The following is a 15,642-nucleotide window of genomic DNA, read 5'->3' as shown; positions in this document are numbered from 1 at the left end:
AATGCTCTACTTGTTGCGACACTTCCTGTTTCCTTTCCACTTAGCATAGCCAAAAGAGCGACGACCATAACAAAAAGCCTAACGTAATGCACATTAGGCTTTTTTGATTTTACTTGTTTGCTTGGCTAACAATATGCCTTACAAGTTCAAGATCCGCGGGGGTATCCACGCCCGCAGGTGGCGCTTCTTTTGCCAGTGCAACATGAATTTTTTCGCCGTACCAGAGCACGCGAAGTTGCTCAAGGCACTCGATCTTTTCCAATGAACTTGGTTGCCAGTTAACGTAGGTATTGATAAAACCTGCGCGGTAAGCGTAGATGCCAATGTGACGCATCAATGCTTGAGGCGACAGTTTTTCACCGCGCGCATACGCATCGCGATCCCAAGGAATGGTTGCGCGACTAAAATAAAGCGCATAGCCTTCTTTGTCTGTTACGACCTTCACCGCATTGGGATTGAACACTTCCTCTTCGTTGGTTATCGCCACGCCAAGAGTCGCCATAGGCGCAGTGCTCGCGGCTAAATTATCCGCCACTTGACGAATGATCGCTGGTGGAATCAGCGGCTCGTCACCCTGCACATTCACAATAATGTGATCATCGGCAATCCCCATGCTTTTCACCACTTCCGCAAGACGCTCTGTACCCGATTCATGATTCGGTGACGTCATGCAAACTTTACCACCGAAAGCAGCAACGGCATCAGCAACACGCTCATCGTCGGTCGCAATAATCACATCTTGCGCACCTGCTTGGATCGCTTGTTCGTAAACCCACTGAACCATTGGTTTACCGGCAATATCCGCCAGTGGCTTGCCCGGCAGACGACTAGACTGGTAACGAGCAGGAATAACAACCGTGAATGACATTAGCGCCCCTCGTCCATGGCCATACTGCGAGCCTCTGGCTCAAGTAATACAGGAATGCCCTCTTTAATTGGGTAGGCGAGACGATCGAGCTTACAGATCAACTCCTGATTATCTTTATCGAATGTTAATTTTCCTTTGCATACTGGGCACGCAACAATCTCAAGCAGACGGTGATCCATACTTTCTTATAACCTCTGTTATTCTTTGTAAAATCTGTTGTTCTTTGTGCAAATCAAACTGCGCCGATACCGGTAAATACCACCAATTCTTCTGGGCAAATTGGCGGCACTTGACCGCATCTTTTTCTGTCATTATGACGTTTTCACCCTGAATAACCAGTTTATCCAACGCTTTATGCTCAAAATCTTGGTGATCAGCAAACTCTTGGATAGCCACCAATTTAGCGCCTAACTGCTCTAACGTGACAAAAAAACGCGGCGGATGACCAATGCCAGCAAAAGCGACCAGAGCGGCGAGCGATTGCACTTCTACCTGCTCTCCTGTAAGCAAGTTAATGGCTTTTCCCGGCACCAACGTCATGCCAATTTCACCTGGATGGGGCTTGCCACCATTGGTGATGACAAAATCGACACTAAGTAGGCGTGAAACGGGTTCGCGTAGTGGGCCAAGTGGAATCAACTGCTTTGAGCCAAAGCGTCGGAGCCCATCAACCACGACGATTTCAACGTCACGCTGTAAGGCATAATGTTGCAAGCCATCATCGGTGATAATGACATCCACCTCTTGGCTTAGAAGCGCTTTTACTGCCTGAGGGCGATTGGGGTCAACCGCCACAGGAGCACCAGTGCGTTGGAAAATCAGCTTGGGTTCGTCACCACAATGTGCAGTTAAAGTCGTTTCATCGACGAGCAAGGGATAGCTTGGCGCTTTGGCGCCATAGCCGCGTGAAACAACACCGGGTTTGAAACCCTGTTGCTGCAACGCTTCCACCAGCCAAACCACCACTGGAGTCTTACCATTGCCGCCAGCCGTAATATTGCCCACGACGACGACTGGCACGGGTGCTCTATAGGCAGCCCTTTTGCCGTGCAGATAGGCCTGTTTCTTACAACGGCTGATAACACCAAACAGCAAAGAGAGTGGCCACAACAGCGGCCACAATAGATATTTGATCGGATGGTTCTCAAACCAAATTTTTTCGACCACTAGGAGTCACCAAACTGAATCTTATGCAACTGGGCATAAGCGCCATCTTTGGCGATCAGCTCAGCGTGCGAGCCTCGTTCGATAATGGTTCCGTCATCGACCACTAAGATTTGGTCTGCTTGTTCAATGGTTGACAGACGGTGCGCAATGACCAAGACGGTTTTGTCTTTTTGTAACTCATCTAATGCGGATTGAATTGCCCTTTCCGATTCGGTATCCAAAGCAGAAGTCGCTTCATCGAGGATCAGTACTGGCGCATCTCGCAGCAATGCCCGAGCGATCGCAACCCGTTGACGCTGCCCCCCAGACAAGCTGGCGCCATTTTCACCGATAACTGTATCTAGCCCATGCTCCATTTTGGAGATAAACTCCATCGCATGAGCCAATTCAGCCGCACGTTCAATATCCGCGCGGGTATACTTATCTTCCGCGGCATAGGCAATATTGTTCGCCAAGGTATCGTTAAACAGGTGAACATTTTGTGATACTAGAGCAAAGTGAGTACGTAAATTTTTCAGTTCGTAGTCACGAATATCAACGCCATCCAGCTCGATTGCGCCTTCGTCGACATCGTAAAAACGGGTGAACAGATTCGCTATGGTACTTTTGCCTGAACCAGAACGGCCCACCAACGCCACCGTTTTGCCTTTCGGTATATCAAAAGAGACGTGCTGCAGCGCCGGTTTTTCCGTGCCTTGATAAGTAAACGAGATATCTTTTACCGCTACTACCCCTTCGGCACGCTCTACCGTATGAGTCCCGTGGTTTTTCTCCGGTTCAATATCCACCAACGCAAACAGCGTCTGCGCCGCGGCCATACCACGTTGGAACTGCGAAGTGACACTTGTCAGCGCTTTTAACGGGCGCATGAGACCAAACATCGCAGAGAAAACCACGGTGAAAGTCCCGGGCGTCAGTTGCTCTTTTATTGAGTCAACGCTCGCCAAATAAAGCACCACAACAATGGCAACCGATGCAATCATCTGAATGATCGGGTTAGCGGCCGCTTGCGCCGTGACGAGCTTCATGCTCTGCTGACGCATTTGGTTGCTGACTTTATCAAAGCGCTGCTTTTCTACATCCTGACCACCATAACTCAGCACCACTTTATGCCCTTTGAGCATCTGTTCCGCTGCGCTGGTAACAACGCCCATAATGGTTTGCATATTTTTGGAGATCTTACGAAAGCGCTTAGACACCACGCCGATCCCCCATGCCACAACAGGGGCAACTAAAATCAACACCAGAGAAAGCTGCCAGCTGTTGTAGAACATCAGTACTAACAAGCCAATAATGCTGGCTCCCTCGCGCACGATGCTCACCAAGGCCTGACTGGTTGCAGCAGAGACTTGCTCTGAATCGTAAGTAATGCGTGACAGCAGACTACCCGATTTCTCACGGTCGAAAAACGAGACCGGCATTTGCATATAGTGGTTAAATACCATGCGACGGATTTGCATCACCACGTTCCCAGAGACCCAACTCAAGCAATACGCAGAGATAAAACTGCTGACACCACGAATGAACATCATGGCGAAAATAATCAATGGCAAGGTACGAAGGAAGTCTGATTCGGCACTGCCAAACCCTTCATCAAGAAGCGGTTTGAGCAAAGAAACCATGTAGGTATCAGAAACGGCATTAATCACCAGTGCAACGACGGCAACGGCTAATCCAGATTTATAAAGACGGATAAAAGTCCACAGACGCTTAAAAGTGCGCCAAGTTGATTCATCTGCTGTAATAGACATAGATAAGAGATTCTTTTCTTTAATCAAGCGGTCATTCTACTTGGTTCCGTAGCATCTGCCTATACCAAGGCTGCAAACTATTGCTACGCAGCGTTTTTACTGACCAACGACCTTGGTGAACCAAAACGGTAATCTGCCCTTCTTCTCCGGTATCTAACCAGCGTACCTCGTGTTGCTGATAAGTGCGTAACACCTCTTTTCTCGGCATGCCCCACTGGTTGCCTTTAGCAAGAGAAGCCAACGCCAACTGCGGCGTTACGGCAGCGACAAAATCGGGTGAGGACGAGGTTAAACTGCCATGATGCGGAACCAACATAATATCGCTTCGCACCTTTTCAGGCTCTCGAGCCAAGATCCACTCGGCAACGGCATCAATGTCCCCCGTGAGTAAGATTGAAAACTGATTTTCCCAATCGCTGAGCCGAATTACGCACGAGTGAGGGTTATAGGCCCGTTTAACCAGTTTCGGTGGCCACAGTACTTCAAGCTTCATCCCTTGCCATTCATGCTGCTCACCGCGAAGACAGGGTAAATAGTGCTCTTGCTGCGAACTGCTCATGCGCCATTTCGGAGATAGCATGGCCTCGACATACGCTTTCCCTCCAGCGTGGTCATTGTCTAGGTGGCTAAGAATTAAACCGTCCAAGCCGCGATGCCCCCGTTTAAGCATCACCGGTTCAATGACCTGCTGAGCAATACTGCCGTCAAACCAACCTTTGCCAGTATCATAAAGCAGCAAGTGATCATTTTTCTCAATCAATACCGCCAAACCATGGCCGACATCCAATAGATCAATACGGACCTCACCCTGCTGGCGATAACCTATCGTCATCGCAATGCTTATCCCAAATACAGTCAACGCAAAACTGGGCGTAAACAGGCGTCCGTACAGGATCAGCAGAGCCAAAAGGGTAATCACGGCGATCTGCCCGTCGGTGAGTGGCCACCAGCCGTGACGTGCATAAGGCAATAGCATGCTGAGCGGTTGTAAAGACCAATCTGCCAGTTGCCAAATGAGCGTGGCGACGCTTGACAAAGACAAGGCCGAAAACAACAAACCAGCCAACACCAAAGGAACCACCGCCAGCGTAAACCACGGGATAAACACTAAGTTGTATATCAGCGCTGCAAAGCTAAAACCGGAAAAGAAGTGCCCAGTCACTGGCGCGAGAAAGAGTAGTAACAAGGCTTGCGTGAGTAGCAGGTTTGTTACTCTTTTTCGCCATGATGCATGAAAATGGCCTCGGTTGATGGTGAGAAAAACGGCACCGACGGCGAGAAAAGATAGCCAGAAACTGGAAGATAGCGGGGAAAAAGGCGATAACACCAGACAGCATGCCAGCACCCAAAGTAAGGTACTCCAACGACTTATCTGCCAGTTCATCAGCGAAAACGATGCCATCAAGAGACAAAAAATCAGCGCTCGCTGAGTCGGTAGGGTAAAGCCGGCCAACCAAGCATAAGCCCAAGCAAACACCAAACCGAGCATGGTCGGCACGAAAAGAAGCGGTCTTTGCCCTGCCCGCATCCAATGTCCGAGCCAATAGCCACATCCAAACGCCATACCAATATGTAGACCAGAGATCGAAAGAAGATGAATCAATCCGCTCTGTTTGAGCTGCTGCCACTGTTCAGCTTCGATCTGGTCACGCACGCCAAAACTGAGTGCCATCAGCAAAGCTGAGTGCGATGCCTCCGCCAATTGCAGGGAGACTTTTTCAATCAGCGCCAGCCTTACCGAGTAGGCCGAAGTAACCCGCCACGAATGCTGTGGATCGAGTGTCGCTCTGGCTAAGACTTGTTGGCTGAGAGCGAACGTTTCACTATCAAATCCAGCTTGGTTCAACAGTCCATAAATGGGTTTGATGTTTACCCAGCCTGCAAAGACATCATTCTGAGTGAGCAAAATTGGCGCAATCAGGCGAATTCTTGGCCGATCAAAAAATCGCAGAGGTTGACCATTAATGTGCGTAATATAAATAATACCTTCATAGCCGTGACTTATTTGTTTAAAGGGGCTGTCAACTTGCCCATTTATGATAATATTCCCCCCTGCCTGAAACAGGGTGTCCGCTTTCCGCTGGATTAGATTTCCCGAACAAATCGCAACCACAAGCGCCAAGCCAATACCGAGTGAGCTCCGCCACCTTTTCAGTCTCATAATTAATAAGATGGCAATCACGATTAGCAATAACCACCGCCAGGAAGGCATGATCGGCCAATAATTCGCCGAGATAAGGGTCGCTGAGAACGAAGCCAAGAACCAATTGTTACCTAAGAGAGTCATGTTGTCCTATGCCAAGAAAGCTGATCAAACGCTTCATGCCAGACCATGAGCTGATAAAACGTCAAAAAGCATTGAAAGTGTTTGGTAACGTTTTATACAACCCCAATTTGTGGTGCCTAAATCGCCGTTCTGCGGCAGGTGCTTTTGCTGTTGGCCTGTTTATGGCTTTTGTTCCTTTGCCAAGCCAAATGATTATGTCAGCGGGTTTAGCGGTTTTGCTTGGTGTCAATTTGCCGCTTTCAGTGGCACTGGTTTGGGTAAGTAATCCGATCACCATGCCTGTGCTGTTTTACTTCGCTTACAAACTCGGCGCTTTCGTGATGAATGTTCCGCCACAACCTTTTCATTTCGAGCTTTCTTGGGACTTCATCCTTGAACAAATGAGCACCATTGGCCCTCCATTCTTACTCGGGTGCACCATCTGCGGCGTGGTTTCGTCGATTGTCGGCTACTTTGGTATTCGCGGTTTGTGGCGTTACTCTGTCGTGAGAAGTTGGCAGAAGCGTCAAGCAAGATAACGTAAGATGCTGAAGTGTTGGCAAGCAGTGGCGTAAGTTTCGATTTATCGCACTGAGTGAATGAAAACGGATGTAATGAAAGCACTAAAAACAAAAGGACCAAGCGGTCCTTTTGTCGTTTTAGCATCCTGGATCAGAATATTATTTGCTACTCAACACCGCAGCAGGTTGGAGTTTGGCGGCTCTGAGTGCGGGATACCAAGTGGCAAGAATACTCAATACTATCGCGGTAACTGAAACAATCAGCACATCTTCATAGCGCAATTGTGTCGGTAGAAAATCGACAAAATAGATGTCACCCGATAAAAATTGATGGCCGAGCAAACTTTCCAGCCCTTTGATTAAGGTGGTGAGGTTTAACGCCACCAACACCCCGAGAACACTGCCTATCACGCTGCCAAGCACACCTGAGAAAACGCCTTGCCAAACAAAGATACGCCTCACTAAGCGATCTGAGGCGCCCATGGTGCGCAAAATGGCAATTTCTGCAGCGCGGTCTTTGACCGACATCATTAAGGTGGAGACGATATTAAAACAGGCGACGCCAATCACCAGTACCATCACTAGATACATAATGGTGCGCACCAGTTGAATATCGCGGTATAGAAAGCCAAATTTCTGCTTCCAACTGCGTAAATAGACATAAATGTCGATCTTCTGCCCGACATCACGCACGATACTTTGCGCATTCAGCACGTCATTAGTACGCAGTGCGATGCCCGTCACTCCATCACCTAACGCCGTGTATTGCTGACCGTCGGCCAGGGGTACTAAGGCAACATTGTGATCAATTTGACCATTGAGCGTAAGAAAACCGACCACCTGTACGCGAACCCGCTTTGGTGCCTGTACTTTGCTGGTATTGCCCACTTGCGGAATTAAAAGAGTGACATAGTCACCGACCTTGGCGTCGATCTCGTTCGCGACACCGCGCCCCAAAATCACTTGATTTTTGCCCGGCGTAAATGCCTGCCACGCGGCGGCATCGATAAACTGCGCCATGCTGGACACCGCTTGTTCATAGTCTGGCTCTACCGCACGCACTTCGATCGCTTTGAGCTGATCGCCGCGCTCGACCAAACCCGTGAATTTCACATACGGCGCGGCGGCCAAAACGTTGGGGTGCGCTGTGACCTGTGAGATCACTTTGCGCCAGTCGGCAATCGGGCCACGCACGCCTTCGAGCTCTGCGTGAGGAATAACCGACAACACGCGTGACTGCAACTCACGCTCAAAGCCATTCATTGCCGATAGACCGATGATGATCACCGCTACACCAACGGCAATGCCAATTGTGGATGAGAGAGAGATAAACGACACCATTTTATTGCGCTGCTTGGCTTTACTAAAACGGCGGCCGATCATCAGTGCCAAAGAAGAAAACATCACTTCATCTCACTTTCGGTTGAGTTAGTCAGCAGTCCATCTTGCATCGTCATCTGCCGATCCATTTTCGCCGCCAACTCATTGTCGTGCGTCACCACCAAAAACGCGGTGCCCGACTCACGATTTAACTCACGCATCAGATCGTAAATTTGCAGTGCCGTCTTATGGTCAAGATTGCCTGTCGGCTCGTCGGCCAAAACCAGTTCCGGCTTATTGACTAGAGCGCGCGCAATCGCCACACGTTGGCGCTCACCGCCAGACAGTTCTGATGGGCGGTGAACCATGCGATGTTTCAGGCCGACTTTTTCCAAGAGTTGCTGCGCTTCTTGCTTAGCTTGAGCCAATGGCACGCCGGCAATTAACAAAGGCATCGCCACATTTTCCAGTGCCGAGAAATCCGCCAATAGATGATGGAATTGATAGATAAAACCGAGATGCTGGTTACGCAGCTTCGCTTGCTTATTACTGCTGAGGGTACACAAGCGGTAATTAAGAAATTCTACCTCGCCCTCGCTGGCGTCATCCAAAGCGCCGAGGATGTGCAGCAAGGTACTTTTACCTGACCCAGAGGTACCAACAATCGCCACTAACTCACTTTTATCCATCTCAAAGCTTACGCCTTTAAGTACTTCGGTAGTGAGTTCACCTTCCTGATAGGTTTTGCTCACGTGATGACACTTTAACAACTTATTCATAGCGAAGAGCCTCAGCAGGTTTAACAGACGATGCGCGGTAGGATGGATAGAGAGTAGCCACTAGACTAAGTAGTATCGCCAATAAAATCACCCAGAAGATTTGCCATGGCTGGATCACGACAGGCAGGCTGCCACCGAAGGTGAACAGCGCCACGCCGGCGGCATTTAGTAAGCTATTGAGATTAAACGACAGTAAGACACCCGCGCCACCGCCCACCAGCGCGCCAATCACGCCACTGCTCGCCCCCTGCACCATGAAAATCGTCATGATGTGGCGCTGGCTCATACCTTGAGTCTTCAAAATCGCCACTTCAGCTTGCTTTTCCATCACCACCATGATCAGCGCCGAAATAATGTTAAACGCCGCGACGCCAACAATCAGCCCAAGCATCAGGCCCATCATGTTCTTTTCCATTTTCACCGCTTGAAACAGCTCCCCGCGCTGCTCACGCCAGTCGCTCCACTGCCAGCCCTCAGGCAGGTTTTGCTTAGCCACTTGCGTCACTTCAAACGGATCGTCAAAAAATAGCCGCCATCCAGAAATGGTTTGCTTACTCAATCGAAGCAGTTTGGCGGCATCGTTGATGTGCGTCACCATCAACTGGCCATCAATATCCGAACCGGTGTTAAACATGCCTGCAACGGTAAAATTGCGCTGGCTTGGAATGCGCCCCAATGGGGTGAACTGGCTGGCGCTGGTCACCATAAGGCGCACTTTATCGCCCATTGATACGTTGAGATTTCTTGCCAGCGTATGGCCAAGGAACACCTGATATTCACCAGCATGCAAGTTCGCGACGGAGCCTGCGATTAAATGTTCGGCGATAGGATCGTCAAAGCTTGAATCAATGCCAATCAAATAACCCACCGAAAGCTGCGCTGCGCTTTGAATCACGGCTTCGCCGCGCACAATCGGTACTGGGGTGCGCGAGGGTGAAAGCTGACGGACAAATTCGGGCGCATTGGCTTGCCAAGGCGTTTCGTCTTGATAAGAGACAACCGCTTGCGGCAACACCCCTAGGATGCGCTCTTTAAGCTGCGCTTCAAAACCGTTCATCACCGAGAGTACCGTGACCAGCGCCATCACGCCGATGGTGATGCCCGCAGTCGACATATAAGAGACGAAGCGACTGAATCTGTCACCGGAACGCCCGCGCAGATACCTCAGCCCGACAAATAGCGATACTGGATAAAACATTGTAAAAACCGATAATCAATCCAACTGGTTACTCTAACCAGAAAGATGGCACGAATATAGCTAAAATTGAGTAAGCCACGAAGAATTCACCGTAATTTTGCCAATTTAGTGATGAGTGAAGCTGGGATGTGGGCCAATTGATGCAGAACAGAGCTTGATAACTAAGCGAAGTTAGCGATAATCAATCACTTGAAGATTCATCTTGCCAATTCAAGATGACGAATAAGGAACAACAGCATGACAGATCAAGAGTTTTTTACCGTCCATTCGACCCTCGCGGTTAACGTCGAGCTGCTGCCTACGTCATCAACTTTGCCTTCGGAAGAGACATTTTTGGCAGAAATCCCGACCCCGTTTATCGTCGCCAGCGAATTTAGCCAACTCGATCAAATGGCGGACCATGCACGCCATGAGCTGAAAAATAGCGATTTCAAAAGCGTGATCGGTTTGCTCGATGCGCAAAATTCCAAACTCAATTTGCTGCTCAGTTTCATGCTCTCCCAGCAAGATGACCCTAAACTGCGCTTTAAAACTACTCGCTTTGGCGCTAGCCAAGTAAGTTATCTCTGCGCGCAAACAGTACCAATCGGGCAACTCGCGCGGGTGAAACTGTTTCTCGAGAGCCCAGCGGCGGCGATTTATTGTTACGCGCAAGTGACCGCCTGTGAGGCGCACGAACAGCAGTTCGAAATCACCATTAAGTACCAGTTGCTGCGTGATTCTGATCAAGACCTTTTGATCAAAGCGGCACTCCATCAGCAGCAAAAAATACTTCGTCAGCGAACCCTGGAAAGAGATTCAAAATAACCCACAATGAAAACTGTCCAACCTATCTTATCGGTCTGCGGCGCAAACGGTGCAGGCGACAAAAAACATATTGGCTGCTTACCGGGCGCATCGCTCGCACTCTCCATCGCTGAACTGGCAAAAGCAGCCACTAGCCACACGGTTTTAGTGGTACCCGACCCACAAAGCGCGTTGAAACTGCAAGCAGAAGTCGAACAGTTTTACCGTGAGTCGGTGACAGTGTTCCCCGATTGGGAGACGCTGCCGTACGACAATTTCTCGCCACACCAAGATATTATTTCTGAACGCATCGCGACCTTATTCCAACTGCCGGGGCAAACCAACGGCATCACCATTGTTCCCGTCAGCACCTTACTTCAGCGTCAGTCACCGCGCGATTTCCTGCTGCAACATACCTTGATGGTCAAAGTGGGTGATCGCTATTCACTGGAAAAACTTCGCCTGCAATTAGACAATTCCGGCTATCGCCACGTCGATCAAGTATTTGGCCCGGGAGAGTACGCTAGCCGAGGTTCCATTTTGGACCTCTATCCAATGGGCAGTCATGACCCCTATCGGATAGATTTCTTTGATGACGAAATCGACACTATTCGCACCTTCGATCCAGAGAATCAGCGCTCTACCGACGCCGTACAGGAAATTCGCCTGTTACCCGCTCACGAGTTCCCCACCACTGAAGCGGCGATTGAAGATTTCCGTATTCGCTGGCGTAGCCAGTTTGATGCGCGCCGTGAACCAGAATCGGTTTACATGCAAGTGAGCAAAGGGACTTGGCCGGCTGGCATAGAATATTGGCAACCGCTGTTTTTTGAACAAACCGAAACCTTGTTTGACTACGTCGCTAGCGATTCCCACTTCATCACGGTCGGCGACATCGATCTGGCGATGGATCAGTTTCTCAGTGATGTCGATTACCGCTACGAACAGAAAAAAGTCGACCCGCTGCGCCCCCTCTTGCCGCCAGCGCAACTGTGGCTAAAGAAGGATGAGCTTTACGCTCGCATCAAGCCATTCGCTCAAACGTGCCTCTCTGTCGCAGCCATTGAAGAGAAAGCTGGCCGTTGCAATCTGCCTCTGCAAGCACTGCCTGAACTGGCCGTGCAACAAAACAGCAAAGAGCCGCTGGCACAACTGCGCCAATTTAGCGAAAGCTTTAACGGAAAAATTGTCTTTTCCGTGGAGTCCGAAGGACGACGCGAAGCCTTAACCGAGCTGTTGCAAGGGATAAAACTTCGTCCGACGATGTCGGCTAGCTTGGATGAAGCGTTGCAACAGGAAAACCGCTTTACTTTGGTGATCGGCGCCACTGAACGCGGCTTTATTCACCCCGAGCGCGGCTTTGCTTTTGTCTGCGAAAGCGATCTGCTTGGCGATCGCGTCATCCAACGGCGCAAAAAAGATAAGCGTAACGTCAACAGCGATACCGTTATCCGTCATCTTGCCGAGCTCAAACCGGGCCAACCTGTGGTGCACATTGATCACGGTATCGGCCGCTATATCGGTTTAGAGACGCTCGAAGCGGGCGGCATCAAAGCCGAATACATGATGTTGGAGTATCAAAACGAGGCGAAATTGTACGTTCCAGTGGCGTCGCTAAACCTCATCAGCCGTTACTCTGGCGGTGCGGAAGAGAGCGCTCCGCTGCACAAACTTGGCGGCGAAGCTTGGACCAAAGCGCGGCGCAAAGCGGCGGAAAAAGTGCGCGATGTTGCGGCAGAGTTGCTGGATGTCTATGCCAAGCGCGAGCTCAAGCCGGGCTATAAATTTGCGTTAGATCGTGGCCAGTACGCCAGTTTTAAATCCGGTTTTCCTTTTGAGGAAACGGACGATCAAACGACGGCAATCAACGCGGTGTTATCAGACATGTGCCAAGCCAAAGCGATGGACCGTCTGGTGTGCGGTGATGTGGGCTTTGGTAAAACCGAAGTGGCCATGCGCGCCGCGTTTGTCGCCACCGACAACAGCAAACAAGTCGCGGTACTCGTTCCAACGACCTTGCTTGCCCAGCAGCATTTTGAGAACTTCCGCGATCGCTTTGCCAATCTTCCGATTCGGGTTGAAGTGCTGTCGCGCTTTAAATCAGCGAAAGAGCAGAAACAGATCCTTGAGGATGTCGCGAGTGGCAAAGTCGACATTCTAGTCGGCACGCACAAACTGCTTTCGTCCGAGCTCAAGTTTAGCGATCTTGGCCTGCTGATTGTCGATGAAGAGCACCGTTTCGGCGTGCGGCAAAAAGAGAAAGTCAAAGCGATGCGTGCCGATGTTGACATTCTCACCCTGACTGCGACGCCTATCCCGCGCACACTCAATATGGCAATGAGCGGCATGCGCGATTTGTCCATCATCGCCACTCCACCAGCGCGTCGTCTGTCGATCAAAACCTTTGTGCGCGAGCACGATGATGCGATCGTGCGAGAAGCGATCCTGCGTGAAATCATGCGCGGTGGTCAGGTTTACTTCCTGCACAATCAAGTGGAAACCATCGAGAAAGTCGCAGCGGATTTGACCAAGCTGGTGCCAGAGGCGCGAATTACCGTCGCCCACGGCCAGATGCGTGAACGTGAACTTGAGCGCGTGATGAACGATTTCTACCATCAACGTTTTAATTTGCTGGTGTGTACCACCATCATCGAAACGGGTATCGACGTCCCCACCGCCAACACCATTATCATGGATCGCGCTGACAATCTTGGCCTCGCCCAACTGCATCAGCTACGTGGCCGTGTGGGTCGCTCGCACCACCAAGCTTACGCTTACTTGCTCACACCGCATCCCAAATCCATGACCAAAGATGCGATCAAACGTCTTGATGCGATTGCCTCACTGGAAGATTTAGGTGCGGGTTTTACACTGGCTACCCACGATCTTGAAATCCGCGGCGCAGGTGAGCTTCTCGGCGAAGAACAGAGCGGTCAGATCCAATCGGTCGGTTTCTCACTTTACATGGAGATGCTTGAGCAAGCGGTTCAAGCCTTGAAAGAAGGCAAAGAACCGTCACTGGATGAGCTTTTACGTGAGCAAACCGAAGTCGAGATCCGCATACCCGCCCTGCTCCCGGATGATTACATCCCCGACGTCAACAGTCGTTTGTCGATGTATAAACGCATTGCTAGCGTGGTAGGCGAAGAGGAACTCAACGAGCTCAAAGTGGAATTGATCGACCGTTTTGGTTTGCTGCCCGACGCGGCGAAGAATCTGTTGGCCATCGCCGAGTTAAAGATTCTTGCCGCCAACATCAAAGTGAAAAAGATCGAAGCGCATGATAAAGGCGGGTTTATCGAATTTTATCCCAACGCTGACATAAACCCCGCGTATTTGGTCAGACTATTGCAGTCGCAGCCGAAAAAATTTGCAATGGAAGGTCCAACTAAGTTCAAGTTTAGCGTACCATTGACCGACCGACGCCAACGTGTTCAGTTTATTCGCGATTTACTGAACGAGTTTAATCAGAATTTATTACCAGTGAGCTAGTTATCCGATGAGATTCTTGATCCCTCTGCTCCTTCTTTGTGTGTCACTCCCTTCATGGGCGCAGAGACAATTTGATATCGAGGTTATCATTTTCAAACGTAACCTCGATGCCCAGCAGACTAATGAATCCTGGCCAAACCAACTGCCGGAGATCAATAAAGCGCAAGCACATGAGTTTCAGGACGCCGCTTATCGTGAAGCTAAGGGCGTACAGATGTTGCCTTATGAGCAGTACCAATTGCGTTCGCAAAAAGAGACGCTCGACAGACATGCAGGATTCACCGTGTTGCTGCACACGGCTTGGCGACAAGATGACAAAGGCAGAAACTCGGCGCCCATTTTTCGCATTTTAGGTGGTAAGGATTACTCTGCGCAGTTTAATCCTGACGGCAGTGAAAAGCAGGCCGAGCCAGAGCAGGTCGTTGCCGATGGCATTACCGAAGTGCGTATCGACAACCCGTTGTACGAACTTGACGGTACTTTGCAAGTTTATGTGCAGCACTATCTGTTCGTTGAAAGCACCTTAGATCTCAAAGCGCCTAGCGTACGTGAAGTGAAGCTGGAATCCAGCCCACTGGATGAAAACATCGAACAGCTTGGCCAAGTGGATGGCAATGTACAACTAGGGAACTTGGCGCAAGTCTCTCCCACGGTACAAGTAGAACAGTTCCTCAAAAGCTACCGCATGGATCAAAAACGCCGTATGCGCAGTGGTGAAACCCACTACCTAGACCATCCGTTACTGGGCATCGTGATTCAAGTTCGCCGCGTGGAGTAAAACCGATTTACGTCTATTCAAAGCCCTCAAACGAGGGCTTTTGTTTATTCTCCCAAACGCCACAACAAGACTTTTGCCTGTTCTGGGGAGCGAAATCAACGAACGTTGAAAGAGGTCAACATGAGCCCAGATTTTCAAATCATTACGTCACACCTTTGCCTGCGCCTCATCAACGCCAATGAAGCCGAACCTTTGGCAAAGCTCATTCGCACTTCGCCATCGCTACATCAATGGGTCGATTGGTGCCATGCCGATTTCACTCTCACAGAGGCGCAGCAGTTCTTGCTGACCACCCGCCTAAACTGGGTAAAAGCCGATGGGTACGGCTTTGGCATTTTTCATCGCGAGAATGGGCAATTACTCGGAATGGTGGCGATTAATGAGCTTTATCACACCTATAATATGGTCAGCATTGGTTATTGGATTGCGGATAAGTATCAGCGTCAAGGAAACGCGAGAGAGGCGATCACCGCTTTAGTCGAGTTCTGCTTTGCCAAGTTGCAGGTGAGCCGTATTGAAATTGTCTGCGATCCTGCAAACCTTGCCAGTCAAAAACTGATTGAACGCTGTCATGCCAAACGAGAATCGATCGCTCGCCATCGTTTCCTTTTTCACGGCGAACCAAGAGACGGTGTGGTCTATTCGTTAATTCCCAGTGATCTGATCTAGTCGTTTATCGCCGTCATTTAATGTGAAATAACACAAAGGAGCACCAT

13 protein-coding genes are annotated in these 15,642 nt (G+C 50.0%); 5 read left to right on the top strand and 8 right to left on the bottom strand.

Going from position 1 to position 15,642, the window contains the following annotated elements; all coding sequences use genetic code 11:
* Positions 1-109: 109 nt before the first annotated feature.
* Genes kdsB through I3X05_RS04940 form a run of 5 tightly spaced genes read right to left on the bottom strand, consistent with a single transcriptional unit; the run spans position 110 to position 5,692 of the window.
* Complete coding sequence (kdsB, locus tag I3X05_RS04960) at positions 110-868, bottom strand: 3-deoxy-manno-octulosonate cytidylyltransferase (RefSeq protein WP_193157692.1); 759 nt, start codon at positions 866-868, stop codon at positions 110-112.
* The gene (locus tag I3X05_RS04955; protein ID WP_039425205.1) at positions 868-1,047 is read right to left on the bottom strand and encodes a Trm112 family protein; all 180 of its coding nucleotides are present in this window, start codon (positions 1,045-1,047) and stop codon (positions 868-870) included. The genes kdsB and I3X05_RS04955 overlap by 1 nt, the downstream gene beginning before the upstream one ends.
* Entirely contained in the window at positions 1,028-2,035 is a 1,008-nt protein-coding gene (gene lpxK / locus I3X05_RS04950) for a tetraacyldisaccharide 4'-kinase (protein ID WP_193157693.1), read from the bottom strand. Before lpxK ends, I3X05_RS04955 begins: the two co-directional genes overlap by 20 nt.
* The gene (msbA, locus tag I3X05_RS04945; RefSeq protein WP_045568991.1) at positions 2,035-3,786 is read right to left on the bottom strand and encodes a lipid A ABC transporter ATP-binding protein/permease MsbA; all 1,752 of its coding nucleotides are present in this window, start codon (positions 3,784-3,786) and stop codon (positions 2,035-2,037) included. The genes lpxK and msbA overlap by 1 nt, the downstream gene beginning before the upstream one ends.
* A 31-nt stretch (positions 3,787-3,817) precedes the next feature.
* On the bottom strand, positions 3,818-5,692 hold the full coding sequence (locus I3X05_RS04940) for a DNA internalization-related competence protein ComEC/Rec2 (RefSeq protein ID WP_226972338.1): 1,875 nt from the start codon (positions 5,690-5,692) through the stop codon (positions 3,818-3,820).
* A gap of 389 nt (positions 5,693-6,081) precedes the next feature.
* Here I3X05_RS04940 and I3X05_RS04935 point away from each other — a divergent pair, with 389 nt between their 5' ends.
* Complete coding sequence (locus I3X05_RS04935) at positions 6,082-6,591, top strand: DUF2062 domain-containing protein (protein ID WP_039445689.1); 510 nt, start codon at positions 6,082-6,084, stop codon at positions 6,589-6,591.
* A gap of 141 nt (positions 6,592-6,732) precedes the next feature.
* Here the strand turns inward: I3X05_RS04935 and lolE are convergent, their stop codons facing one another.
* Genes lolE through lolC form a run of 3 tightly spaced genes read right to left on the bottom strand, consistent with a single transcriptional unit; the run spans position 6,733 to position 9,870 of the window.
* Positions 6,733-7,977, bottom strand: coding sequence for a lipoprotein-releasing ABC transporter permease subunit LolE (lolE, locus tag I3X05_RS04930; protein WP_045568993.1), 1,245 nt, complete (start codon positions 7,975-7,977; stop codon positions 6,733-6,735).
* The gene (gene lolD, locus I3X05_RS04925; RefSeq protein WP_045568994.1) at positions 7,977-8,672 is read right to left on the bottom strand and encodes a lipoprotein-releasing ABC transporter ATP-binding protein LolD; all 696 of its coding nucleotides are present in this window, start codon (positions 8,670-8,672) and stop codon (positions 7,977-7,979) included. The genes lolE and lolD overlap by 1 nt, the downstream gene beginning before the upstream one ends.
* Positions 8,665-9,870 (bottom strand): lipoprotein-releasing ABC transporter permease subunit LolC, encoded by a 1,206-nt coding sequence (lolC, locus tag I3X05_RS04920; protein WP_082069532.1) that lies wholly within the window; start codon positions 9,868-9,870, stop codon positions 8,665-8,667. The genes lolD and lolC overlap by 8 nt, the downstream gene beginning before the upstream one ends.
* Before the next feature lie 237 nt (positions 9,871-10,107).
* Between lolC and I3X05_RS04915 the strand changes: the two genes are divergently transcribed.
* The 4 genes from I3X05_RS04915 (at position 10,108) to I3X05_RS04900 (ending at position 15,595) form a co-directional block, all read left to right on the top strand.
* Complete coding sequence (locus tag I3X05_RS04915; protein WP_337970983.1) at positions 10,108-10,677, top strand: PilZ domain-containing protein; 570 nt, start codon at positions 10,108-10,110, stop codon at positions 10,675-10,677.
* Positions 10,678-10,683: 6 nt separating this feature from the next.
* The gene (gene mfd, locus I3X05_RS04910) at positions 10,684-14,148 is read left to right on the top strand and encodes a transcription-repair coupling factor (protein WP_337970982.1); all 3,465 of its coding nucleotides are present in this window, start codon (positions 10,684-10,686) and stop codon (positions 14,146-14,148) included.
* Positions 14,149-14,155: 7 nt separating this feature from the next.
* Positions 14,156-14,926, top strand: a complete 771-nt coding sequence (locus I3X05_RS04905; RefSeq protein ID WP_045568998.1) for a peptidoglycan binding protein CsiV — start codon at positions 14,156-14,158, stop codon at positions 14,924-14,926.
* Positions 14,927-15,046: 120 nt separating this feature from the next.
* The gene (locus tag I3X05_RS04900) at positions 15,047-15,595 is read left to right on the top strand and encodes a GNAT family N-acetyltransferase (RefSeq protein ID WP_045568999.1); all 549 of its coding nucleotides are present in this window, start codon (positions 15,047-15,049) and stop codon (positions 15,593-15,595) included.
* The last annotated feature ends 47 nt before the right edge of the window (positions 15,596-15,642 follow it).

Origin of the sequence: Vibrio navarrensis (assembly GCF_015767675.1) — a bacterium.
GTDB lineage: Bacteria > Pseudomonadota > Gammaproteobacteria > Enterobacterales > Vibrionaceae > Vibrio.
The sequence above is the reverse complement of the archived record's forward strand: the minus strand, read 5'-3'. Positions and strand labels throughout refer to the sequence as shown.